At 68.0% G+C, this 24401-nt stretch carries 19 protein-coding genes; 10 read left to right on the top strand and 9 right to left on the bottom strand.

Features of this window, described 5'->3' with window-relative positions; all coding sequences use genetic code 11:
* Positions 1–88 precede the first annotated feature (88 nt).
* Positions 89–1375 carry an ABC transporter substrate-binding protein gene (locus NJ4_RS19825; RefSeq protein WP_067439303.1) on the bottom strand — a complete coding sequence of 429 codons (1287 nt, stop codon included), beginning with the start codon at positions 1373–1375 and terminating at the stop codon, positions 89–91.
* An 88-nt stretch (positions 1376–1463) separates the two neighbouring features.
* Here NJ4_RS19825 and NJ4_RS19820 point away from each other — a divergent pair, with 88 nt between their 5' ends.
* Complete coding sequence (locus NJ4_RS19820; protein ID WP_082748935.1) at positions 1464–2249, top strand: GNAT family N-acetyltransferase; 786 nt, start codon at positions 1464–1466, stop codon at positions 2247–2249.
* A 50-nt stretch (positions 2250–2299) separates the two neighbouring features.
* Here the strand turns inward: NJ4_RS19820 and NJ4_RS19815 are convergent, their stop codons facing one another.
* Positions 2300–2749, bottom strand: a complete 450-nt coding sequence (locus NJ4_RS19815; protein WP_067439297.1) for a PaaI family thioesterase — start codon at positions 2747–2749, stop codon at positions 2300–2302.
* A gap of 86 nt (positions 2750–2835) precedes the next feature.
* Here NJ4_RS19815 and polA point away from each other — a divergent pair, with 86 nt between their 5' ends.
* Complete coding sequence (gene polA, locus NJ4_RS19810; protein WP_067439294.1) at positions 2836–5541, top strand: DNA polymerase I; 2706 nt, start codon at positions 2836–2838, stop codon at positions 5539–5541.
* 46 nt (positions 5542–5587) lie between these two features.
* Here the strand turns inward: polA and NJ4_RS19805 are convergent, their stop codons facing one another.
* Complete coding sequence (locus NJ4_RS19805) at positions 5588–6829, bottom strand: lipopolysaccharide biosynthesis protein (protein ID WP_245644640.1); 1242 nt, start codon at positions 6827–6829, stop codon at positions 5588–5590.
* A 91-nt stretch (positions 6830–6920) separates the two neighbouring features.
* Between NJ4_RS19805 and NJ4_RS19800 the strand changes: the two genes are divergently transcribed.
* From NJ4_RS19800 to NJ4_RS19785, 4 genes are read left to right on the top strand one after another with little or no spacing between them, the layout of a single operon-like run.
* Positions 6921–7787 (top strand): decaprenyl-phosphate phosphoribosyltransferase, encoded by an 867-nt coding sequence (locus tag NJ4_RS19800; RefSeq protein WP_245644639.1) that lies wholly within the window; start codon positions 6921–6923, stop codon positions 7785–7787.
* The gene (locus NJ4_RS19795; RefSeq protein WP_157551240.1) at positions 7780–9096 is read left to right on the top strand and encodes an FAD-binding oxidoreductase; all 1317 of its coding nucleotides are present in this window, start codon (positions 7780–7782) and stop codon (positions 9094–9096) included. The genes NJ4_RS19800 and NJ4_RS19795 overlap by 8 nt, the downstream gene beginning before the upstream one ends.
* Positions 9097–9111: 15 nt before the next feature.
* Entirely contained in the window at positions 9112–9870 is a 759-nt protein-coding gene (locus NJ4_RS19790) for a decaprenylphospho-beta-D-erythro-pentofuranosid-2-ulose 2-reductase (RefSeq protein WP_067439281.1), read from the top strand.
* A gap of 1 nt (position 9871) precedes the next feature.
* Complete coding sequence (locus tag NJ4_RS19785; protein ID WP_067439279.1) at positions 9872–11578, top strand: hypothetical protein; 1707 nt, start codon at positions 9872–9874, stop codon at positions 11576–11578.
* A 288-nt stretch (positions 11579–11866) separates the two neighbouring features.
* On the opposite strand, the gene NJ4_RS19780 is transcribed toward NJ4_RS19785, so the two are convergent.
* Positions 11867–13024, bottom strand: a complete 1158-nt coding sequence (locus NJ4_RS19780) for a glycosyltransferase family 4 protein (protein WP_067439276.1) — start codon at positions 13022–13024, stop codon at positions 11867–11869.
* 62 nt (positions 13025–13086) lie between these two features.
* On the opposite strand from NJ4_RS19780, the gene NJ4_RS19775 reads away from it, so the two are divergent.
* Positions 13087–13839, top strand: a complete 753-nt coding sequence (locus NJ4_RS19775; RefSeq protein WP_067439273.1) for a class I SAM-dependent methyltransferase — start codon at positions 13087–13089, stop codon at positions 13837–13839.
* Entirely contained in the window at positions 13836–17939 is a 4104-nt protein-coding gene (locus NJ4_RS19770; RefSeq protein WP_067439270.1) for an alpha-(1->3)-arabinofuranosyltransferase domain-containing protein, read from the top strand. Before NJ4_RS19775 ends, NJ4_RS19770 begins: the two co-directional genes overlap by 4 nt.
* Here the strand turns inward: NJ4_RS19770 and NJ4_RS25290 are convergent.
* The gene (locus NJ4_RS25290; RefSeq protein WP_082748933.1) at positions 17840–19030 is read right to left on the bottom strand and encodes an acyltransferase family protein; all 1191 of its coding nucleotides are present in this window, start codon (positions 19028–19030) and stop codon (positions 17840–17842) included. The two genes, NJ4_RS19770 and NJ4_RS25290, sit on opposite strands and share 100 nt — an antisense overlap.
* Complete coding sequence (locus tag NJ4_RS19765) at positions 19027–20835, bottom strand: hypothetical protein (RefSeq protein WP_157551238.1); 1809 nt, start codon at positions 20833–20835, stop codon at positions 19027–19029. The genes NJ4_RS25290 and NJ4_RS19765 overlap by 4 nt, the downstream gene beginning before the upstream one ends.
* A gap of 151 nt (positions 20836–20986) precedes the next feature.
* Between NJ4_RS19765 and NJ4_RS19760 the strand changes: the two genes are divergently transcribed.
* Positions 20987–21898: a DUF3068 domain-containing protein gene (locus tag NJ4_RS19760; protein ID WP_281178369.1), complete on the top strand. Its 912-nt coding sequence runs from the start codon at positions 20987–20989 to the stop codon at positions 21896–21898.
* Between the two features lie 118 nt (positions 21899–22016).
* Here NJ4_RS19760 and NJ4_RS19755 read toward each other — a convergent pair whose 3' ends face one another.
* Positions 22017–22199, bottom strand: coding sequence for a hypothetical protein (locus tag NJ4_RS19755; RefSeq protein WP_067439261.1), 183 nt, complete (start codon positions 22197–22199; stop codon positions 22017–22019).
* Positions 22200–22341: 142 nt separating this feature from the next.
* Here NJ4_RS19755 and NJ4_RS19750 point away from each other — a divergent pair, with 142 nt between their 5' ends.
* Positions 22342–22932, top strand: a complete 591-nt coding sequence (locus tag NJ4_RS19750) for a TetR/AcrR family transcriptional regulator (RefSeq protein WP_169799298.1) — start codon at positions 22342–22344, stop codon at positions 22930–22932.
* Here the strand turns inward: NJ4_RS19750 and NJ4_RS19745 are convergent.
* Together NJ4_RS19745 and NJ4_RS26060 are read right to left on the bottom strand one after the other, a co-directional pair.
* Entirely contained in the window at positions 22925–23725 is an 801-nt protein-coding gene (locus NJ4_RS19745) for a class I SAM-dependent methyltransferase (protein ID WP_067439255.1), read from the bottom strand. The two genes, NJ4_RS19750 and NJ4_RS19745, sit on opposite strands and share 8 nt — an antisense overlap.
* 51 nt (positions 23726–23776) lie before the next feature.
* The coding region (locus tag NJ4_RS26060; protein ID WP_217996925.1) for a binary toxin-like calcium binding domain-containing protein at positions 23777–24401 on the bottom strand (625 nt) is incomplete at its 5' end.

Below are 24401 nucleotides of genomic sequence, written 5' to 3'. Positions count from 1 at the left end.
CACCTGTGTTGGATGACCCATGAGGAAGCCCCCCGGACCAGGTGGTCCGGGGGGCTTCCTCGTTGGTGGTGCTGGTGAGACCCTTCGGTCAGCTGGTGCCTTCGACCGTGCTGGAGATCTCGTTCTTGTTGTCGCCGTTGTACTTGTAGATGCCGACGAACGCCGACGACGGGTCGTTCTTCTTGTTCAGCGGGCCGATGCCGGAGGGACCGGAGTAGCGGATCTCCTTGCCCTCACCGAGCAGCTTCACGCAGTCGGCGTAGCTGGTGCACTCTTCACCGTTGGTGGCACCCGAGACGGCGGCGAGGTTCTTCTGGATGGTGACCGAGTCGGTCTTGCCGCCCTTGACCGCGGCCAGCGCGGCCAGCATCACGGCGTCATAGGACTCGGCGCCGTAGGCGTAGTCCGACAGCTTCTGGTTCTCGGCACTGTCGTAGAAGCCGTTCAGCCGGGCCTTGAACTCCGGCTCCGGGTCGGTGCCGGGGATCGTGCCCTGCGCGCCCTCGAGCGTGCCGGCCTCGAAGTCCTCGCTGTAATCGGCCGTGTTGCCGTCGGTCATGTAGATCTTCGACATGTCCCAACCCTGCGAGGCCAGCTCGGGGATGATCGCCTTGGTCTCGTCGAAGGCGAGGATCACGATGGCGTCGGGCTTGGTGTTCAGCGCGGCCGTGACCTCGGAGGAGAACGTGGTCTGACCAGCCGGGAACTCCTGGCCCTTCTTGCCGTAGACGACCTCGCCGCCGGCCTCGGTGAACGTCTTCGAGATGGCGTTGCGCAGGCCCGTGCCGTAGGTGTCGTTGAACACCAGGAAGGCCAGCTTCTGGTAGCCGTCCGAGGCGATCAGGGTGCCGAGTGCGCTGCCCTGGATGCCGTCCGGGGGAGCGGTGCGGAAGTAGTAGTCGGAGTAGCCGCTGAGGTCGACCGCGGTGTTGGCGGGCGAGATCTCGACGACCTTGGCCGCGGTGAACGTGTCGACCACGTTCTTCGTGACGCTGGAGGCGGCAGCACCGATGACCACGGAGGGCTTCGCACTGATCAGCGCATCGGCCGTGCTGGACGAGACCGACATGTCGGTCGAGTCACCGGAGTCCTTGATGTCGTGACAAGCCTTCGACCCGTTGACTCCACCCGCGGCGTTGATGTCGGAGACGGCCAGCCCGACGCCCGCGATCTCCGGCGGGCCGAGGTAGGCCAGGTTGCCGGTGAGCGGAAGGATGCCGCCGACGCGCAGCGCGTTCGCGCTGGTCTGGTCGTTGGCGCACTGGTCGTTGGTGAACTTCTCGTTCGAGGCGGCCGAGTCGTCCTTCTTGTCATCGCCGCCGTCATCCGAGCCACAGGCGGTCAGGGTGAGGGCGAGTGCCGCTGTCGCAGCCATCACCTTGACCCATTGGGAGTTTGATCGATGCACGTCGTGAACCCTTCTGCAGAGGTTGAATCACATAGCCACCGGCGCCCACCCCGGGATGCGCGGCCTGCGTGAAGCCACCGTAGGACCGTCGACCCGGTGTGGCATGGACCACACCCTCGTCGTTAGCGAACCGTTACGTCAACGCAATGCTCGCCCGGGTGGGCCGCGACGTGCACGCAGCAGCCGGGTGTTGGGGGACTCCCATGACAGGGTCCCCTCCCGGGGCGTAGTCTCCTGCTGTTCGGGGCGATGGTTGAAGGAGGCAGGACCGATGAGTCGATCGCAGGTGGCACTGCGTGACGCCACGCCGGAAGACGTGCGCGAGCTGGTGGGCCTCTGGGCCGACCTGATGCGACGACCCGTCACGGGCACCCCTGAGGACGACATGACGGGCATCGTCGCCCTCGCGGCGGCGAGCGAGACCGACCGCATCGTCGTGGCCGAGTACGACGGCGAGCTGGCCGGCGCGGTCTACCTCCGCATCGGAGTGCTCTCGCCGATCAACCTTGATCCGGTCGTCCAGGCGATCTCGCCTCACGTTCACCCCAGGTTCCGGCGCCGTGGCATCGGCCGGGCGCTGATGGAGGCCGCGGTGCAGCACGCCGAGGAGCGTGGCATCGGGCACGTCGCCGGCGCCTCGCTGAGCAGCTCACGCGACGCGCACCGGTTCCTGGCGCGGATGGCACTGGCGCCCCAGGCCGTGCTGAGGGTCGCGCCCACGCACGTCGTACGCGCGAAGCTGACGGGTCGTCGTCCGGCCTCGTCGGTGGTTCACCGCCAGCCGCTCGGTCAGGTTCTGGCCCAGCGTCGCTCGTTGCGCCGCCAGCGCGAAGTCGTCTGAGCCTCGATCCCCCGATGCCGAGGCCCGTCTGGCGGGGCTCGGCCGGTAGATCAGGCCCGATCGGCGGGAATCAGCGCGCAGGTGATGCGCGAGGTGCAGACCCGCTTGCCCTCCTCGTTCGAGATCACGATCTCGAACGCCGCCATGGTGCGACCTCGGTGAATCGGCGTCGCGACACCGGTGACGATGCCGGAGGTCGCGGAGCGGTGGTGGGTGGCGTTGATGTCCACGCCGACCGCGATCTTGTCGGGGTAGGCGTGGATGGCCGACCCGATCGAGCCGAGTGTCTCGGCGAGTACGACGGACGCGCCGCCGTGCAGCAGGCCGTAGGGCTGGGTGTTGCCCGCGACCGGCATCGTCGCCACGATGTGGTCCCGGGAGATCTCGGTGATCTCGATGCCCATGGTCTCGTTGAGCTTGCCCATGCCCTGAGGCATCGCGGCGACAAACTCCTCGATGCTGAGATCGGCCAGGGACTCGGGTGCGGTGCCGTCGGTCATGGCCCCATTGTGCCGACCACGCTCCACGTGGACGCAGGCGGCCATGGGGGTCGGCGTCCGTCGGTGCCAGTGGATAGAGTCGACGCGTGCCCGAGACCGAGAGCCCTGCCCGCCCGCGCCTGCTTCTGCTGGACGGCCACTCGTTGGCCTACCGAGCGTTCTTCGCGCTCCCGGTGGAGAACTTCTCCACCGCCAGCGGGCAGCACACCAACGCCGTCTACGGCTTCACCTCGATGCTGGTCAACGTGCTGCGGGACGAGCAGCCCACTCACGTCGCCGTGGCGTTCGACAAGTCCCGCCAGACCTTCCGGCTCGCCGAATACAGCGAATACAAGGCGAAGCGCAACAAGACGCCCGACGAGTTCCGCAGCCAGCTGCCGCTGATCCAGCAGATGCTCGACCACCTGCGCATCCCGCACCTCGAGCTCGACGGCTTCGAGGCCGACGACATCATCGCGACGCTGACCACACAAGCGCTCGCCGACGGTATGGAAGTTCTGATCCTCACCGGCGACCGTGACTCCATCCAGTTGGTCACCGACGACTCGACGGTGCTCTACCCGATGCGTGGGGTCAGTGACCTCGCCAGGCTCACGCCCGCCGCGGTGGAGGAGAAGTACGGCCTCCCGCCGCACCGCTACCCCGAGCTCGCGGCCATCGTCGGCGAGACCTCCGACAACCTGCCCGGCGTCCCGGGGGTCGGCCCGGGGTTCGCGGCCCGCTGGATCAACCAGTACGACGGCCTCGACAACGTGATCGCCCGGGCCGACGAGATCACTGGCAAGAAGGGCGAGGCACTGCGCGAGCACATGGGCGACGTGATCCGCAACCGTCACCTCAACGCCCTGGTGCGCGACCTGACCCTGTCCGTGCGCCCCGGCGAGATGGCTCGGCAGCCGTGGGACCGCACGTCCGGCCTCGAGCTGCTCGACGAGCTCGAGTTCCGTGGCGAGCTGCGCACCCGCCTGATCGAGGTCATCGACCCCGAGACCGAGCCCGAGGTCGACGAGAGCGGGTTCGAGCTGGCCGGTGAGCGACTCGTCCCCGGATCTGTCGCAGCGTGGCTCGAGGAGCACGCATCCGGCAGTGACCGAGTCGGTGTCGCGGTGCAGGGCTCCTGGCGGGCCGGCACCGGCGACGTCGTCTCGATCGCCCTGGCGACCGGCGCCGGGGCGGCCGCGTGGATCGACGCCACCGAGATCTCGCCCGAGGACGACGCCGCGATCAGCGGGTGGCTGGCCGACCCCGAGCGGGCCAAGGTGCTGCACGACGCGAAGGGCCCGCGGCTCGCCCTCGCCGCGCGCGGATGGCCCCTGCGCGGTCTCGCCGTCGACACCGCGTTGGCCGCCTACCTGGTGCAGCCCGACCAGCGCTCCTACGACCTCGCCGACCTGACCCTGCGCTACCTCAAGCGCGAGCTGAAGCAGGACACCGGCGACGCCGACCAGTTGAGCTTCGACGCGATCGACGACGGCGGGGCCAGCGACGTGGCGATGCTGACCGCGCGTGCGGTGCTCGACCTGGCCGACGCGCTCGACGACGCTGTCGAGGAGCACGGCGGCACGGCCCTGCTGGCCGACGTCGAGCTGCCCCTGGTCGACACGTTGGTCGCGATGGAGCAGACCGGCATCGCCGTCGACACCGACTATCTCGAGGGGCTCGAGTCCGACTTCGGCGACCAGGTCAGGGCCGCCGCCGACGACGCCTACGAGGTGATCGGCAAGGAGATCAACCTCGGCTCGCCCAAGCAGCTGCAGGTGGTGCTCTTCGACGAGCTCGACATGCCCAAGACCAAGCGCACCAAGACCGGCTACACCACCGACGCCGATGCGCTCCAGTCGTTGTTCGAGAAGACCGAGCACCCGTTCCTGCAGCACCTGCTGCGGCACCGCGACGTGATCCGGTTGCGTCAGACCGTGGAGGGCCTGCTCAAGACCGTGGCCGGAGACGGTCGCATCCACACGACGTACAACCAGATCATCGCGGCCACCGGTCGGCTCTCGAGCACCGACCCGAACCTGCAGAACATCCCGATCCGCACCGAGGCCGGCCGCCGGATCCGGGAGGCGTTCGTCGTCGGCACCGGCGGCGACTTCGAATGCCTCCTGACCGCCGACTACAGCCAGATCGAGATGCGCATCATGGCGCACCTGTCCGAGGACGAGCAGCTCATCGAGGCGTTCCGGTCGGGTCGTGACTTCCACTCGATCACCGCCGCGAAGGTCTTCGACGTGCCGGCCGACGAGGTGGGTGTCGAGCAGCGCGCCAAGATCAAGGCGATGAACTACGGGCTGGCCTACGGGCTCTCGGCGTTCGGCCTGTCCCAGCAGCTGCGCATCGAGCCGGCCGACGCGCGGGTGCTGATGGAGGACTACTTCGAGACCTTCGGCGGCATCCGCGACTACCTCAACGGCATCGTCGACGAAGCCCGCCGCAGCGGCTTCACCGAGACGATCATGGGGCGCCGCCGCTACCTGCCCGATCTGACCAGCGACAACCGTCAGCGTCGCGAGATGGCCGAACGCATGGCACTCAACGCGCCGATCCAGGGCTCCGCCGCCGACATCATCAAGGTCGCCATGCTCAACGTCGACACGGCGATCGCCGATGCTGGTCTCGCCTCGCGCATGCTGCTGCAGGTGCACGACGAACTCGTCTTCGAGGTGGCCACGGGGGAGAAGGACGCCCTCGAGGAGCTGGTACGCCGCGAGATGGGCTCGGCCGCGGAGCTGACCGTTCCCCTGGACGTCTCGGTGGGCACCGGCCGCAGTTGGCACGAGGCCGCACACTGATCTCGGGCTGATCCGACGCACGCGCGTCGGATCAGCCCTGACCCGGTCAGACTGGTGACGGCTCCGCGGCGGGGGTTCGCACCAGGTAGAGGCTGAGGGCGAACAGCACCGCAAGCAGTACGGCGTCCGTGGCGACCACGACCGCGAGCAGGCCCTCGAGGCTGCTGACCGTCATCCCCAGACCGACGAGCACGACCAGGGCCGCCCAGACCAGGTAGATGGAGCGTTGCCCCTGGCGGGCCAGCACCGAGTAGACCAGCAGCTGGAGCATCGAGAGTGCGGTGCCGAGGATGGCGAAGAGCCACAGCTTCGACTGGATCTCGGAGTAGTCGTCGCCACCGACGAAGATCATGGCCAGGCTCGAGAGGACCAGCGCGCCGAGGATGGCCACCGCCCCGAGTCCGGCGACCAGTGACAGGCTGCGGGTGAGAGCTCGGCGTCGTTCGCTCGCCGAGGCCATCGCCGGGAACGCGAGAACCACCACGAACTGGGGCAGGAACAGGACTGCCTTGGTGAGGATCAGCCCGCCCGCGTAGAGCCCGGCATCATGCGAGTCGAGCACGTTGCGCGCGACCACGATGTCGACGTTGGAGAGCGCGAAGAACGCGAACAGGGCCTGGGAGTTGTGGATCGCCTCACGAACCATCGGTCGTGCGGCGTGGTGGTCGCTGCGCTGTCCCGGGCGTCGCACCTGGCGCAGTGCCAGCCATCCGACGACGACGGGCGCGAACTGTCCGATGACGACGCCGAGCATGGCGTTCAGCTCACTGGGTTCCCACGCGATGAGCGCGACGCCGATGAGGAGCCGAGGTACGCCGTTGGCGATGTAGACCAGGGCCAGCGGCATCCAACGTCGTTCACCCTGCAGGATGCCGGCCTGACCACCCATCACCGTCATGGGAATCGCCGCAACACTCACCAGTGCGGCGACGACGAGGTTGTCCAGCTTGAGGACGTAGTTGACCAGCGGAGTCAGCACGACGAGCAGTACGCCGACGGCCAAGGCAGCCCGGTAGGTGACCCGCATGATGGTGTGCTCGATCTGGCCGACATGGTCGGGTTCGGCAGAGATCCGGCGGGCGGCAGTGGCCTGCAAGCCCAACTGGAGCACGCTGATCACCAACAGGGTCGCCATCAGGCTGGCAAGGGCGCCGTAGGCCTGCGGTCCCAGCAGGCGCGCGGCGATCATGGTGAAGCCATAGGTGGCTACATTCATGACGCCCATGGCGACTGCGATGGACCCGCCACCCAGCAGCCACTTGGGCATGCTCCGCTTGCTCTTCGACACGTGTTGCACCTTAGAGGGTCTCGCACAACTGTCAGGCACCGCAGCGCCGCGCGGCATGGTCGGGCGCCCGGGTGGCCCTACACTCTCCCGGGTGACGACGACGGCGGCGCTGGTGCGAGGGATGCGTCCTCGTCAGTGGGTGAAGAACCTGCTGGTGCTGGCCGCCCCCCTCGCCGCAGGCACCCTGCTCGAGCGTTCGGTCATCGGCCCGACGCTCCTGGCATTCCTGTGTTTCTGTCTGGCCTCCGGCGCGGTCTACCTCATCAACGACTGCCTGGACCGCGACTCCGACCGGTTGCACCCCCGCAAGCGGCTGCGTCCGGTCGCATCAGGAGAGCTGACCCGAGTCTCGGCCTCGGTGTGCGCCGGAGCTCTGGCCACCGTGAGCCTGGTCGTCGCCTGGCTCACGTCCCGGGACTTCGCGGTCCTGTTGGCGGCCTACCTGGTGATTCAGTTGGCGTACGCCCTGTGGCTCAAGCACGAACCGGTGATCGACCTGGTGATCGTGGCCTCCGGGTTCCTGCTCCGTGCTCTGGCCGGCGGCGTGGCCGTCGGGCTGCCCATCTCCCAGTGGTTCCTCCTGGTCTCAGGGTTCGGGTCGTTGTTCATCGTCGCGGGCAAACGGTTCTCCGAGATCAGGTCGCTCGGGTCCGACGCCGGCACCCGCCGCTCGCTGATCCGCTACACCGAGAGCTACCTGCGCTTCGTGTGGTCGCTTGCGGCCAGCGCGACGGTGCTGTCCTACAGCCTGTGGGCGTTTGCCGAGAACGTCCCGGGTGGAGTGCCCTGGCACACCATCTCGATAGCGCCGTTCATCGTCGGAGTGCTTCGCTACGCCGTCGACATCGACGCCGCCAAGGCAGCCGAGCCGGAGGACATCGTGTGGGGTGACCGGGTTCTGCAGGTCGTCGGGCTGAGCTGGCTGGTCGTGGTGTGCCTGGGGGTGCTCCGTGCCTGAGCTGAGCGGTTGGGGCCGCACCGCTCCGTCCTGGGCCCAGACACCCAGCCCGGCAGAGGATCTCGGCAGGCTGGTGCGCGGCTCGCATCCTCGCGGCGTACTCGCCCGTGGGCTCGGACGTTCCTACGGCGATGCCGCCCAGAACAGCGGGGGCCTCGTTCTCGCTCCGGGGCCCCCCAGCATCACGGTCGACAGAACGCGCCACGTGGCCACCGTGTCAGCCGGAACCTCACTGCATGACCTGATGCGGCAGGTGATGCCGATGGGCTACTTCGTCCCGGTGACCCCCGGCACGCGCTACGTCTCCGTCGGAGGTGCGATCGCCTGTGACATCCATGGCAAGAACCACCATCTCAGCGGCAGCTTCGCCCAGCATGTCGAGTCGCTCGACCTGATCGGTCCCGACGGAACGACGCGGACACTCGGGCAGGACACGGACGACTTCTGGCTGACAGCGGGTGGGATGGGATTGACCGGCATCATCACCTCGGCCGTGCTGAGACTGACGCCGGTGGAGACCTCGCTGATGTCGGTGGACACTGAGCGGGTCCCCGACCTGCACACCCTCATGCGGCGGATGCGCGAGTCGGACGACGACCACACCTACTCCGTCGCGTGGATCGACACGCTGGCCAGCGGTCGTGCCCTCGGCCGGTCGGTGCTCACGCGTGGTGAGCACGCGAGCGCACAACAGGTCCGACACCGCCGTCGTGGGGGAGCGCTGCCGGCCGAACCGCGGCTGACCGCCCCGCCGTACGCACCGGGCTGGCTGATCTCGCGGCCCACGACCAAGGTGTTCAACGAGATGTGGTTCCGCAAGGCCCCGGCGCACCGGGTCGGTGAGATCACTGACATCCCCGCCTTCTTTCACCCACTCGACGGTGTCGCGGGCTGGAACCGGCTCTACGGGCGGAGAGGGTTCGTGCAGTACCAGTTCGTCGTGCCGGATGCTGGGGAACAGGCCATGGTCGAGATCGTGCGGCGGCTCGCGGATGCCGGCCACCCCTCGTTCCTCGCGGTGCTGAAGCGGTTCGGGCCGGGCAACCGAGCGCCACTGTCCTTCCCGATGTCGGGGTGGACCCTGGCCGTCGACCTTCCCACGCACCCCGGCCTCCGCACACTGCTGGCCGAGTTGGACCGGATCGTGGTGGCTGCCGCGGGCAGGCTCTACCTGGCCAAGGACTCCCGACTCGACGCAGAGACCCTCTCCGCGATGTATCCGCGACTCGACGAGTTCCGGGCCGGCCTGCGCCGCCTCGATCCTGACCGCGTGTTCCGGTCCGACCTCGCACGCCGCCTCGACCTCTGACCCTTGGAGACCCACATGATCAACGCGCTCGGCCAGCCCCAGTCCCTCTTCCTCCTCGGCGGAACGAGTGACATCGCGCTCGCCGTGGTTGACCGGTACGTCGCGATCGGTGCCCGACCACTGGTGATCCTCGCAGCCCGTCCAGGTCCACGCCGGGAGGCGGCGGCCCAGCGGGTTCGCGACGCCGGGCTGGAGGTCGAGACGGTCGACTTCGACGCCGACGACGTCGAGAGCCACCCGGGTCTGATCGCCGACGTGGCCAAGGGGCGCGACCTCGATGTCAGCGTGGTCGCCTTCGGCGTCCTCGGTGACGAGGAGTCGGCCTGGCAGGACCATGCCGAAGCGGTCCGGCATGCACGGATCAACTACCTCGCACCGGTGAGTGTCGGAGTCCTCCTCGGCGAGGTCGTACGCCGACAGGGCCATGGCGCGATCGTCGCCCTGTCGTCGGTGGCCGGCGAGCGGGTACGACGCTCCAACTTCGTCTACGGCTCCGGCAAGGCCGGCATGGACGGCTTCTACCTGGGTCTCGGTGAGGCGCTGCGCGACCACGGCGGACACGTGGCCGTCATACGCCCCGGTTTCGTGCACACCAAGATGACCGAAGGACGCGCACCGGCACCGCTGTCGGTCAGCCCCGAGCAGGTGGCCGAAGCCGTCGTCGAGGCCGTCGCCGACAGGCGTGAGTTGACCTGGGTGCCGGGGGCCATGCGGATCGTGATGTCCGGGTTGCGTCACGTGCCGCGCAAGGTCTTCCGCAGGCTGCCGGTCTGAGATGAGGCGCGCACTCCCGGTTGCCTGGTCGGCCCTGCTGACGGCAGTCATGCTCTGGCAGGCATTGGGCCCCGGCTACGTGCTCTCCTACGACATGGTCTGGGTGCCGGACCTGGCGATGCGACCTGACTTTCTTGGGCTCGGCTCGGCCCTGCCCCGTGCGGTGCCCTCGGACGCCGTCGTCGCTGCGCTCGACGAGGTCGTCCCGGGGATGCTGCTGCAGAAGGTGGTGCTGGTCGGTGCCCTGATGGGCGCCGGTCTCGGCGCCGCGCGGCTGGCACCGCCTCACTCGCTGACCGGGCAACTGGCCGCGATCTCGCTCTATCAGTGGAATCCGTTCGTCATCGAGCGTCTTCTCATCGGGCACTGGCCGGTGTTGCTCGGCTACGCGGTGTTGCCATGGCTGGTCGTCGCGAGCCGGCGAGCCCGCAAGCACCAGCGGTTCCCACCGGTGCTGTGCCTGCTGCTGCCGGTGGCCAGTCTGAGCGCCAGTGCGGGACTGATGGCGGCCCTGGTCATCCTGTTGCTGGGTTGGGGACCACGGCTGCGGACCAACCTGGCGCTCGTGGCCACCGTGGTGGCGGCCAACGCGCCGTGGTTGGTTGCCGGAGCGGTGCACGTGGAAGCGGCCACGACGGATCCGTTGGGGGCCGAGGTGTTCGGCTTGCACGGCACGCGGTGGTTGCCGGCACCCGTGGCGGCTCTGGGGCTGGGCGGGTCCTGGAACAGCGACGTGGTGCCGGCCTCTCGCGGCGGTGCCCTCGGCCTGATCGCGCTGCTCGGTGTCCTCGTGCTGTGTGCTTTCGGAGTGCGGCACTGGTGGCGCAACACGGATCGCCGCGAGACTCTCGGGCTACTGATCTGCTGGGTGGTCGGCTGGGGGATCGCGGTGCTCACCTGGGCCTGCCCCGGGGCCATGGGCAGCCTCTATGAACACGTCCCGGGTGCCGGTCTCCTGCGCGACGGGAGTCGCATGCTGGCACTGTGCGCCCCCCTCTTGGTGGCGACGGCGTCCCACGGAGTGGGCGAGCTGCGAGCGCGGGTGGGTGCAGCCGAAGCGCCGGGCGTCGCGGCGACCGTCGCGCTGGTGCTGTTCCCGGTGGCGGTGCTCCCCGACGCCGCGTGGGGCGGCAGCGGCGCCCTGCACGCCGTGGACTACCCCGACTCGTACGCCGCAGCGGCGGACGTGGTCGAGGATGTTCGCGCCCGGGGAGGGGACGGCGACGTGGTCGTGCTCCCGTTCACGAGCTACCGAGCTCCTGAGTGGAACGAGCGTCGCAAGGTGCTCGATCCCCTGGGCAGATACCTCGATCCCGACTTCGTGGTCAGCGGCGATCTCGCCGTCGACGGCCGTACGGTCGCGGGGGAGGACCCGCGTGCCGTGCGGGTCGGTGTGGCGCTGGCCCGTCGTACGCCGCAGGCCCGAGCGGAGGCACTGGCAGATCTGGGGATCGGATTCGTCGTCCTCGACAAGGACGAGGTGCTGCCGGGACTGCCGGCCGAGCTGGCGCCCGAGGTCGCCGGGCGACGCACGGAAGCCGGCCGGGTCACGGTGATCGCACTGACCGACCCAGCCCCTGCGGCGACCAGTCCGGGCACCCGCGCAGCGGTGACCGTCGGGTGGCTTCTCTACCTCGCCCTGCTGGCCGGCGCCGCCGGTTCGGTCGTGCGAAATCTGGCTCGACGGCGCGGGTCCGGAGTTTCGTGAGATCTCCCAACCCGCTGCTAGGGTGTGCCCAAACCTAGGGAGGGTTTCTGCATTATGGGAACTATTGTCACGCCTATTGTCAGCCTGTTCGCGGGCGCGGTGCTTGCTGGAGGGACCATCTTCGGGCTGGTCAGCACGCAGACTTCGTCCGGTCCGTCGCCTGCCGACTCCAACAATCCGGTCATCGACTACGGATCCAACAAGTAGTCACGGCGAGTCTTCAGGCGATGACCTTGGGCGGTTGCCCGAGGTCATCGCCCTTTCGGGGGGTTTCCGGGGTCGGGCGGCTCACTCCGGGTCGAGCGCCGCGACGTAACCGCCGTCGAGCACGGTGCGCAACACCGCTGCGAACGATTGCTGCGCGTGTTCCCAGGTGAACATGTGGCTCACCTCGGTGGCGCCGTCGCCCAGCTGCTTGCGGCGTACATCATCACGGAGCAGCTCGCCGAGAACGCGCGTGAACTCCTCCCGGTCGTCGACCAGGACTCCCGAGCGACCGTCGATGATCGACTCGCGGGTGCCGCCCGCGGACCTGTAGGCGACAGCAGGGGTGCCCATCATCCCGGCCTCGCCGACCACCAGGCCCCAGCCCTCCTTCAGTGAGGGCAGTGCGAGCAGCCACGACTGGGAGTAGACCTCGTACTTGCGCTCCTCGCTGACGTGCCCCTCGAAGACGACCGCGTCGGTCAACCCCCGCTTCCGTGCATGGTCACGCAGCTCGGCCTCCCACCAGCCTCCGCCCACGACGACCAGCTGCAGGGTGGGGAACTCTCCCCGGAGCACGCCGACCGCGTCGATCGCGTGCTCGACCTGCTTGTGGGGGACCAGGCGGCCGACGACGCAGATCGACGGGTGCGGTGTGCGCGGTGTGTGGGTCGGCTCGTGCTTGTCGGTGCCGTTGTGCACCACGGCGATGCGTCGCTGACTCACCCCGAGACCGGTGAGCTCGGTGCGGGTGGCCCGCGAGACCGCGACGTATTGGCTCCGGCGGTAGAGCCTCGGCGCAACCCGGCTCTCGATCCACCATCCGACGCGTCCGGTCGCGCCGGGATAGACCACCGGCCACTGCTCTCGGTGCACGTGATGCACGAGGACGACGACCGGCTTGCGGGTGACGGTGCGGGTGAAGAACGGCATTCCGTTCTGGACGTCGACGACGAGATCGACGTCGCCGAGCTCGTGGCGGAACAAGGCACGGACGCCCTGGGCGTAGACCGACATCTTGGTGCCACGTCGCACGAAGCGGACGCCGTCGACGGTCTCGTCCTCCGGAGCCCCCGGGTGGGCGGCACACAGGATGGTCACGCGACACCCGCGCTGAGCCAGACCGGAGGCGATCTTCTCGAGGTAGCGCTCGGCTCCGCCGCCCTCGGGATTCTTGGTGTCCCGCCAGCTGAAGAACGCGATGTGACAGCCCTCGAGGGACGCCGGGTGCTCGCTGTGCATTGGGGGAGGTTACCCCGAGTGCTACTGGTGGGTTACATGTTCGGTTCGGGTAGTGTCGGCGCGTGCCGAGCCCGTCGACGCAACATCATCAGCCATGGAGGCCGACACTTCGGCGTTCGGTCCGACTCTTCGGCGACTTCCAGCACGAGCAGGACGATCCGCGTCGCTTCTACACCTCCCTCGCCGAGGACTCGGTGGGCCATGTCTCCCACCACACCGACTTGGAGGGACGCACGCTGCTCGACGTCGGGGGAGGTCCCGGCTATTTCCGCGACGCGTTCCGTAGCGCCGGTGCGACGTACTTCTCCGTGGATGCCGATGCCGGCGAGCTCAGTGGTTTGGGAGAGATCGCGCCCGGCACCGTTCTGGGCAGCGGCATGCAGCTCCCGTTCCGCGACGATGCCGTCGACGTCTGCTACTCCTCCAACGTGCTGGAGCACGTCGACGATCCGTGGCGCATGGCCGAGGAGATGGTGCGGATCACCAAGCCTGGTGGGGTCGTGTTCATCTCCTACACTCTCTGGTACGGCCCTTGGGGAGGCCACGAGACCTCGCCCTGGCACTTCCTCGGCGGACGCCGGGCCCGGCGACGCTACGCCAAGGTCCACGGGCACGAACCCAAGAACAAGTTCGGAGAGTCGCTGTTCAAGGTGACGGTGCGCCAGGGACGACGCTGGTCACGACGTCAGCAGTCAGCCGACGTGATCGCCTTCGAACCGCGGTACCACCCGGGCTGGGCGCGCTGGACCGTCCACGTCCCCCTGATCCGGGAGCTGAGCACCTGGAACCTCGTCATCATCCTGAGGAAGCGATGAACGAGGGGGACCACGCCTCCGCCACCACCCCGCTGCGCCGAAGCATCTATGCACTGGTCCTGGTGTTGTTCGCGTTCATCCAGCGACCCGGGCTCCTGGTCGCCGACACGAAGTTCGACCTGGTGGTCAGCCCCGGCCGATTCCTCACGCGGGCCACGAGCATGTGGGACGGAGGGGCAGCCTTCGGACAGATCCAGAACCAGGCCTACGGGTACTTCTTCCCGATGGGCCCGTTCTTCTGGATCGGCGAACAGCTGGGGCTCGAACCGTGGGTGACGCAACGCCTGTGGTGGTCCCTGCTCCTCGTCCTGGCGTTCTTCGGGTTGCTCAAGGTCGCCGAGACGCTGGGGGTCGGGAAGCCCTGGACCCGGGTCGTCGCCGCCTTCGCCTATGCACTGAGCGTGCACATCACCACCATCATCGGGGCCTCGTCGGTGGAGGCCTGGCCCACTGCCTTGGTGCCCTGGGTGCTGTGGGCCGTGATGCGCGGTACTCATTCTGGCTCGGAGCGGCGCTGGGCCGCGGCCGCGGGCCTGTTGACGGCCGCCTGCGGAGGCGTGAACGCCGTCGCGGTTGCCGCCGTCCTGCCTCTCGGCGCCTGCTGGATCTTCACCCGTGAGGGTGGACGCCGTCGCTGGGTGTTCTTCGCCTGGTGGGTCGGCTGCACCCTGCTCGCCACTCTGTGGTGGCTGGTGCCGCTGTTCCTCATGGGCAGCTACAGCTTCCCCTTCCTCGACTACATCGAGAACGCCACCGTCACCACCCTGCCCACGGACCTGCCCGACGTCGTCGGCGGCTCGTCGGTCTGGGTGCCCTACATAGACTCCGGCACCTACGGGGCCGGCCACGGCCTGGGCATGACCCCGTTCCTGATCGTCGACGCCGCGTTGCTCGCAGGTCTGGGTCTCGCCGGCCTCGCGCGCAAGGACACACCGCACCGCCAGTTCCTCCTGGTCTCCTTGCTCGTCGGCGTCGCGCTGCTCTCCTTCGGCTACACCGGCGACGGTGCCGGCTGGTTGGCCGGATCGCGGCAGGAGCTTCTTGACGGCGCACTGGCACCGTTGCGCAACCTGCACAAGTTCGATGCGGTGCTCAGGCTGCCGCTGGTGCTCGGCCTGGCGCATGTGCTGGCGGTGATGATGCCGTCATGGAAGCGTGCCACCTGGTCCGTCCGGTTGTGGCCCGGTGTGGCCGTGCTCGCCCTCGTGGGCACCGCCAGCCCGTGGTTCATCCCCTCGGTTGCACCCGCAGGCGCAACCGAGGCCGTGCCGGACTACTGGGTCAAGGCGGCCGACTACCTCAACACCGATGATGTGGGGGGTCAGCACGGCCGCACGCTCGTGGTGCCGGCCGCGGCCTTTGGCACCTATGACTGGGGTTCGCCACGCGATGACGTGCTGCAGCCACTGATGACGGCGGCCTGGGGGGTGCGCAACGTCGTGCCACTGGCCGAGCCGGGCAACGTGGCGTTCCTCGACGCCGTCACGGCCGAGGTCGAGTCCGGCGCCCCGAGCCCGCGACTCGCCGCGATCCTGAGCAGCAACGGGGTCAGCCGCCTCGTGGTCCGCAACGACCTCAACCGTGGACTCTCCGGCGCACCCGACCCGGTCATCCTGCACCAGGCACTGGAACGTTCCCCCGGTCTGAGGCCGGTGGCCAGCTTCGGCCCGTCCTTGGGTTGGAAGCCGTCGGCGGACGTCGAGGGCGGCCGGGTGCTGCCCAACGGTGGGTTGTCGGACACGTATGCAGCGGTCGAGGTCTACGAGGTCGGCGACGCGGTCGGTGCGGTCTCGGTGGTCGACGACACTGCGGTGCCGGAAGTCGCCGGTGCAGCCGGCGCGGGCTTCGACACGACTCTGGTGCCGGGCAACTTCGTCCTCGCCGGTGACGACTCGAGCGACCATGATCGCGACTTCGTGCTGACCGACACCCTCCGCAAGCGGGAGAAGGCGTTTGCCTCGGTGCGCCGGAACGAGTCGTCGACGATGTCCTCGGACGACGCCTGGCGGCTCTCAGGACGCGAGCACTTCCACCGCATGCGGCCCGACGAGGAACGTTGGATGGGCACCACGGTCTGGGACGGCGTACGCCAGGTGACCGCGAGCTCCTCGCAGGCCTGGGCCGACTCCGCGCCGCCCATCGACCGGGGCAGCGATCCCGGTGCCGCCCTCGACGGCGACCCCGAGAGTGCCTGGCGCACGGCGCCCGGCCGCTCCAGCGTGGGTCAGTGGTGGCAGGTTGACTTCGACTCGGGCACCGACCTCGACGATGTCGTCCTGACGGTTCCGGAGGACACGTTCGTGTCGCGGGTGCGTCTGTCCAACGGTACGGCGTACGTCGACGTCGACCTCGAGGACGCGGGGGAGCCGCAGCACGTGACGACCACGCTGGGTCAGTCCGACTCGCTGAGGATCAGCGTGTTGGAGGTCGCCAAGGGCGCTGACTACCGCAGCTTCGAGCTGGCCGAGGTGGAGGTGCCCGGGGTCGTGGCCCAGCGCTATCTCGCACTGCCGGAGCCACCGGCGGACGCCGACCTGAGTGGCATCTCCCTCAATCGTGACCGTGGCACCTCGGCCTGCTCCGCAACCTCGGAGAGCCTCGTCTGCCAGGACGTCTGGGCCACCCGAGGTGAGGACGGAGACGTCATCGCCCGGCGGTTCGACCTGCCGACGAGCAGCACGCAGGAGATCGCCCTGCGAGGGTCTCTGCGCAGCGGTCCGGCCGCCGTCGAGGAGGTGTCGGCGTCTCTGCCCTTCGAAGTCGGCGCCAGCTCGTCGGGCAGTACCGACCTCCGCGGATCCGTGCTCGCCACTCTTGACGACGACGACCGGAGCACCTGGGTCGCGGACACGGATGACGAGGACCCCGCTCTCAAGATCGTGTGGCCCAGGCCGCAACGCATCTCCCGGATCGGACTGGTCACCGACGCGTCAGCACCCGGCGCCCGTCCGACCAAGGTGGCGGTCACCGCCGGTGGCCGCACTCGCGAGGTCGACCTCGACGCTGACGGCAACGGGCGGTTCCCGGCGGTGACGACCCGGCGGCTGACCATCGAGGTTCTCGAGACGGCACCGGTCTACTCGGGCGTGGTCGATCCCGCCGCCAGGATGCCGGTCGGCGTCAGCGAACTGGTGGTGAAAGCCTCCCCGGCAGGGCCGAACCTGCTCCAGACGGCCGACCGAACACTGCGCCTGCCCTGCGGCGAGGGCCCTGGCCTCCAGGTCAACGGCGCCCACGTCGACACCTCGGTGACCTCCACCCTGACCGATCTGCTGAACGGGAGGATGGATGTCGTCGCATGCTCGCCCACCGTGAGCCTCGATGCTGGTGAGAACTCACTGCTGACCGAGCCGACTGCGGCGGTCCGCATCGACCACGTCGATCTCACCGTGCCGGAGGGCGACTCGAGCAGCAGTGCCGGGGCCGACGAAGCGGTGCCGGTGACCGCATGGTCCGATCACGAACGCACTCTGCAGCTCGGTCCTGGAGACGGCCGGCGGATCCTCGTGGTGGCCGAGAACTTCAGCTCAGGCTGGGAGGCCAGGATCGGCGGCCAGCTGCTCGAGCCGCAGCGCGTGTCCGGGTGGAAGCAGGGCTGGGTGGTGCCCGAGGGTGCGTCCGGTGAGGTGCAGCTGACGTTTGCTCCTCAGTCGTGGTTCGTCGGCGGACTGGTGGCAGGGGCGCTCGGGCTGGTGCTGCTGCTCGGACTGGCCCTGGTCCCTGCCCGTCGGGGTGAGCGACCGGCAACGAGCCGGGAGGCTTCGCGACCGACCATCTGGTTCGTCCTCGTGCCCGCGGCGGGCCTTCTTGCCGGATGGGCAGGTTTCGCCATCGCAGTGGTCGGGCTCCTGACCGGAGCCGTCGCGCGGCGGCGGTTCCCGACGACCGAGGCGTCGACGTCAGGTCCAGGGATCCTCGCAGCCGTCCTCGTCGTCGGCGCCGGTCTGTGGACGGCGTGGGACCGGTCTCGCGCCGAGACGCTGACCAGCTCGTGGGTGGGTCAGCTGCTGGTGTTGGGCGCCTTCGTGGTGGCGGTCTTCGGTGCCTTTGCGAACGGACCAGAGTCCTTGAAACGCAGCATCGGTCGTTCGACCAGATAGTAGGCCGCTGTGGCGGCGACCAGGGTGAGCAGCAGAGTGAGCATGAAGACGTCGGTGAAGCGGCCCTCGAACGGGTCGAGATCGAGGCCGCGGAACACGGCGTTCAGGATCACCATGTGCAGGCAGAAGACGCCGAAGGAGATCTCGCCCAGGAAGTAGGGAATGCGGTGGTTGCACACCCGGCGTACCCAGCCCTTGTGCTCGTCCCCGAACACCAGGGGCAGGACGAGAAGCCCGGCGGCCACCGCATACAGCGTGCTCTTGATGACCGCTTCCCACGGGTCTGACGTGTCGAGGGTTCGTGGACCAGCGATCGGGGTGCAGGCGACGGCGAAGACCAGCACCGCGGCGACCCAGCAGCCACCGGGGTCCTCGGCCAGACGGTGAAGGATGTGGCTGCGCGCCTTCATCGAGTCGGCGACGCTGACCGTGGCCAGCCCCATGCCGACAGCGAACCAGCCGAAGTAGCCGGGCAGCCACTGGGCGAAGTGACCCTCGGCCCCCGGGACGGTCGCAGCCCAGGCCATCCAGACGAGTCCGGCGACAGAGAGAACTCCCAAGGTCAGCAGGATGCGGGTCTCGGAGAACGAGCGCCGCCACAGCAGCAGCCAGCAGAGCAGCGGAAGCACGAGGTAGAAGGCGACTTCGGTGACGAGGCTCCACATCTGGGTGAGTCCGAACGGGAGCAGCCCGGGCCGGTAGAGCTGGGTGAGTGTGATGTTGCGCAGCCAGTCACTGGTCGAGAAGAGGCCTTCGTTGAGTGGCTCGGACGTCGCCACGACGAGAACGGTGAACCAGTAGAGGGGAAGAATGCGCAGGGCGCGCTTCCACAGGTAGTGGCCGGTGGAGGGGGCGACCCGACCGGAGGCCGCTCTCATGAGAAACGGACGGCCCAGGAGAAAGCCCGAGAGCACGAAGAAGATGGCCACACCGAAATCGAAGCGGGCCAGCATCGCACCGGTCCAGCCGTCGATGATCCGGCCGGTGTTGAAGGCGGAGTGGGTGCTCAGCACCATGAGCGCTCCGACACCCCGCAGCGCGTTGAGTCCGGGGTAGTAGTGCCTGGCGGAGGGCTGGCTCGGGGCGTTCATTGCTCGCCCGTCGGTTCGGTGGCGACTGGCAGACCGACCTCGGCGTCATACAGGCACACCCGCGATCGGGCGGTGGCCGGTACGTCGACGGTGATCGAGGAGAACGCGCCCTGCACGTGGAAGTACATGTTGTGAAGACCCTGCTCGAGATTGACGTCGTACGACGAGTCACCCGCGGTCACGGTCACGGGGGTGGCTTCCTCGGCCGAGTAGGACATCCGGGTCCAGAGGTCCTTGGTGTCCACCATCGAGCTCAGTTGGATCTGGGCACTCCGCCCGGGCACCCCGACGAAGCCGCACTTCGTGGGCGACGGCTCGGACATGTGCATCGGGCTGATGGCAACCGGACGGACCGTGCCCCTGTCGTTGAGCACGAAGAGCTGGTCTTGGGTGGCAAGCGGGAACGACATGCGCTGGCGATAGCTGTGGAGCACGTACTTGGTGGTGTTCAGGGGATACTCGTAGCCCCACATGATGTAGTCGGGCACCGAGACATTGACCAGAGGAGTGGGCTCCTCAACCGTGCCCAGCGTCTTCTCCGCGTTGGTGAAGTAGTCCCGTGGCGCGTCGGCCTCGACCCAGTGCGACCCGTACTGCCAGCTCGAGACCAGCCCGAGCGTGCTGACCACGACAACGGCACCGACCACGGCCGGCGCCCGGGAGAGGAACGGGCTCGTGGTTGCGTGACGGGGCTCGGCCGACTCAGCCGCCCCGACTACAGGGAGCAGGGCCAGAGCCAGGGCCAGAGGCACGACCATGGCGAACTCGGTGAGGTAGCGGAACTCAAGGCCGGCCGTCGGCCCGACGACGGATGCCCGGGCCGATCCGAGTAGCACGACACCACAGACCAGGAACCAGGCCACCAGCAGCCAGGCCCGGAGGGACCTGTCGGTGACGGTGGAGACGTGCAGGACGAGGGCGATGACCGCACACCAGCCGGCGACCACGAAGAGACCCGGAGGATCGGCCAGCTGGAATGCGCCGGTCAGCACCCTCCAGTCCACCGGGCCGCCGATCACGCCGGGTAGGAGCGCCTTGCCGAGGAGGTTCCACACCAGTTCGAGGTGGGGGAGCTTGGAGTCCGAGCCACCGAAGTTGTAGGCGAAGTGGACGTAGGCGGCCAGATAGACGACGCCACTGAGGACGTGGATCACGGTGGCGCTGCGATAGGTGCGCCAGACGTGCACGACGCGTTGCACCGAAGAGCCGGTCGCAAAGTAGGCAAGGGTGATGATCGCGATCGCGCCGTAGACCAGCAGCACCTTCTCGTAGAAGGCGAGGCACGCGATCAGCATCAGCGCGGTGGCGATTGCCCACCGCAGTCTGCGGGTCCTCAGGTAGTTGAGGTGTGCCCACAGTCCCCAGCCGAGGGCGATCTGCAGGGCGATCTGGTTCACTCCCGCCGCCCACCAGATGTACGCCGGGAACGACAGGCCGAGGAACAGGTAGAGCGTGAGCGGAACCAGCACGGCCCACCGGGAGCCGAAAAGCGAGCGCAGCAGAACCAGGAAGCCCACACTCGCGAGTGCCTGCATGGCGACCAGCGTCACGGCGTACGGCGTGTAGTCGAGGGATCCGTCGTGGCCGAACACCCAGGTGAGCAGGAAACCTGCCGGCATGAAGTGTCCGCCGTACCCCTCGAGCAACAGGTTCGTGGTGAGAGGGGCGTCGTTGACGCGGGTCAGGAAGACCAGGTCGTCGAACTGGAACCAGTTGTTGAATGCGAACCACCCCCGGAAGAGCAGCTGGAGGCCGATCAACGCCAGCCCGACCATGACGACTCGATCAGGAAATCTGCTTCGCACCCGCGCACTATGTCACACGGATCACCCGGGCAGGACGCCGAGAATTCGGGCACCTGAGCGCCCCCCTGCATGACGTGATCGAAAGAACGCTACTGGCGAGTCACACCTGATACTGTTCGGCGACTGTTGTGATCCTGGGGAGGGAAAAACGGTGCGAAAAACCATCCACTTGGTTTTGTTGGGCTTGGGTGCATTTCTGTTGGTGGCGGCCATTGTCGCCACAATCTGGGCGCCCGGGCAGGTGAAGAGGACCCCGCTGGACACGGACAGCACGACGCACCTCGCCGGTCAGGGAGAGAAGCTGAATCCGGCGACGGGAAACGTCGAGCCGATCCAGGTGCGGGCGACCAGCTACACCAAGGCGGACTCCAAGAAGTCCGATGACGACGTCATCGTCTTCGTCAGCACGACCTGCCTCGTGCTCGACAAGCCCGACACCCCCGACTGTGGTGTCGAGGGAACTGGCGAGGACGCCGACCCCAACGTCGTCAACATCTCCACGGACGTCTTTGCGACGGATCGCAAGACCGGCGAAGCGGTCAACGACTCCAAGTACCTGCCCGACGACGCGGAGAAACACGACGGTGTCGTCAACAAGTTCCCGTTCGACACCGAGAAGAAGAGCTACCAGTACTGGGACGGCATGCTCGGAAGAGCCGTCGAGGCGAAGTACAGCGGCTCCGAGAAGGTCGACGGTGTCGAGACCTACAAGTTCGACGTCGACATCGTGGACGAGCCGGCAGAGGTGGTCACCGATGTCGAGGGCATCTACAGCATGGACAAGTCCATGTGGATCGAGCCGCGCACCGGGGCCATCATCAAGCAGGAGCAGCACGAGGTTCGTACGCTGGAGAACGGTGACGTCCTGCTGGACCTCGAGGTCGCGTTCACTGACGACCAGGTGAAGTCCAATGCCTCCGACGCAGATGACAACATCAGCAGCCTCAACTTGCTGACCAAGACGGTGCCTTTGATCGGCTACATCCTTGGGCCACTGCTGATGCTCATCGGCGCTGCCCTCCTCATTCTGTCCCGGCGAGGGGTCGGCACGCGCAAGGGCTGATGCTCACAGAACCCGAACGGCGGTCGTCCACCTGCGGTGGGTGTCCGCCGTTCGGCGTTGACGCGCTTGGGGGAGGAATGAGCGAGGCGGATGGAGCTTCACTCGTCCCGGTCTTGGCTCAGTGAGCGAAGTGAAGCCCGCCGTAGTAGCTCTTCATGGACTCGCCACGGGCCAGACGCTCGCTGCGGTTGGCGACGACGAAGGACGTGACAACAGTGACGAGGCCGATCGCAGCGGCAGTCAGGACGACGGCGTAGACGGCGATCAGGGCGGTGAGGTTGGGGAGGAGTTCGAAAGTCATGATCAATCCCTTCTACGAATGTAGAAATCTTCTACACCTGTAGATTACGCGCTGTGAGGCATGAGTCAAGTCGCGCGGTAGTGTCCTCGCTCATACCCACGCAACTGATCCCTGAATGAGTCGGATGTGCCAGGAGGCTCCTTTGACAGAACTGAGCCCGAGGCGGACAGAGATCCTGGATGCCGCGACGTCGGTGCTCGCCCGAGAGGGACTCCGCGGTCTGACGCACCGAGCGGTGGACCGCGAGGCCGGGCTGCCCCAGGGCAGCTGTTCGGCCTACTACCGCTCGCGAGCAGCACTGCAGACCGCACTCGTGCGCTACGTCGCGGCGCAGGTGACCGCAGAGGTCGAGCAACTGGCCGACTCCATGCTCGACTCGTGGGACGGCGTTGAGGCGGCTGAGGCGGTGACCGTGATGCTGCAGGGATGGTTGAGCCAGCCCGCACGCCAGGTGGCGCACCTGGAACTGAGCGTCGCGGCGAGCCGGGATGCCGAACTTGCCGGCGAGCTCACCGGGGTCCACGAGAATCTGATCGGCGTGGCGGCCACCGTCCTCGCACGTCGGGGCCTGTCGGACGCACACTCCCTGGCCGAGACGATCGTCGCCGCCCTGGACGGAGTGCTCCTCGCCGCGCTCAAGATGCCGGCGGCTCAACGAGCCGGCTTTGTCGCGCACAGTGTCCGAGTGCTCATCCTCGGCGCGACCGAAGGCGGACTCGTCGACCTCAAGTAGGGCGCGACAGCTCGGCCACGAAGATCGCCGTACCGGGCGTGAGCAGGCCGCGTGTGCGTGACCACCCGCCCCACGTGCGGTCATGCTCGGCGGGCCATTCCGGTTCCTCGAAGCGGATCAGCGCCATGCCTTCCGCGGCCAGCAACGAGACCCAGTCGCCAATGGTGCGGTGGTGCTCGACGTAGTTGACCATGCCGGTCGCGTCGTCCACCTCGACGTACGGTGTGCGGTCCCAGTAGGACTGGTTGGCGACCAGGCCCTCCTCGCCAGGATCGTCCTGGAACATCCACCGGGTGGGATGGGTGACCGAGAACGCGAACCGGCCGCCCGGCCGCAGCACGCGTGCGGTCTCGCGGACTGCTGCGGCGGCGTCCGCGACGAACTGCAGGGCGCCGAAGGAGCAGAAGACGATGTCGAAGGAGTCCGGCGCGAACGGCAGCTGGGTGGCGGTGCCGCACACGGATGGTACGGCGATGCCGGTCTCGGCGTCGATGCGCCGGGCGTGCTGGAGCTGACGCATGGACAGATCGAGCCCGATGGCGCGACCGCCGTGGTCGTTGACCCATCGGGAGCACTGACCGGCTCCCGATCCGAGCTCGAGGACGTCGCGGTCATGGACGTCGCCGAGCAGTTGCAGGTCCGCCTCGGACTGGCCCTCGGGCCCCCACACGAACCCGGCATCTCCCAGGAAGGAACCGTGCGTGGCCTGGTACTCGTCGGCGTACCGATCCCAGTCGCGACGATTGGCGCGGCGGGAGTCGTCCTCGCCCACCGGAACCCTGAGGGCGCGCACGAAGGGGCGCCGGGAATCACCCGGCGCCCCTTCGACCCTCACCTCAGGACATCAGCGGCCCAGCGGACGACCCGGCGAGGAACGCACGTTGCTCGGGTTGCTGCGGGCCTTGATCTCGCGACCGTCGGTGTTGCCGCCGCGGTCGGTGTCGTAGTTCACCGGGCTGGACTTCGCCTTCTTGAAGCGCTTGTTCCTGGCGCCGGTGCGCTCGTCGTTGTCCCGTACGCCGTCAGCGTCGGTGTCCTTCTTGCGCGGGTCGCTGCGGACCTTGCCGATCGTGTAGGTCTTGATCGCGCCCTTCTTGGACACGATCACCTTCTGCTTGATCGTGTAGCCACGGACCTCGAGCCCGTCGTGGATGCCGTCGGCATCGGTGTCGCGTCGACGGGGGTCGGTCCTGACCACGCCGATGCGGCGGGCCTTGTTGCGCCCGAGGCGCACGACCTGGGTGATGTTCATGCCCAGGACCTCTTGGCCGTCGGTCAGGGTGTCACCGTCGGTGTCGCGCACCAGCGGCTTGGTGCGCGTGGTGTTGACCTCGCGGCCGTCGGTGAGTCGGTCGTTGTCGGTGTCGGTGTCATGCGGGTTGGTGCGCTGGGTTGCCTCGGCGCCGTCCTTGAGCCCGTCGCCGTCGGTGTCGGCCGCGTTCGGGTCGGTGGTGGCGTTGTCGTAGTCA

Origin of the sequence: Nocardioides jensenii JCM 1364 = NBRC 14755 (genome assembly GCF_001552535.1) — a bacterium.
GTDB classification, from domain to species: domain Bacteria; phylum Actinomycetota; class Actinomycetes; order Propionibacteriales; family Nocardioidaceae; genus Nocardioides; species Nocardioides jensenii.
Note: the sequence above shows the minus strand (reverse complement) of the source record. Positions and strands in the feature narration are given on the sequence as shown.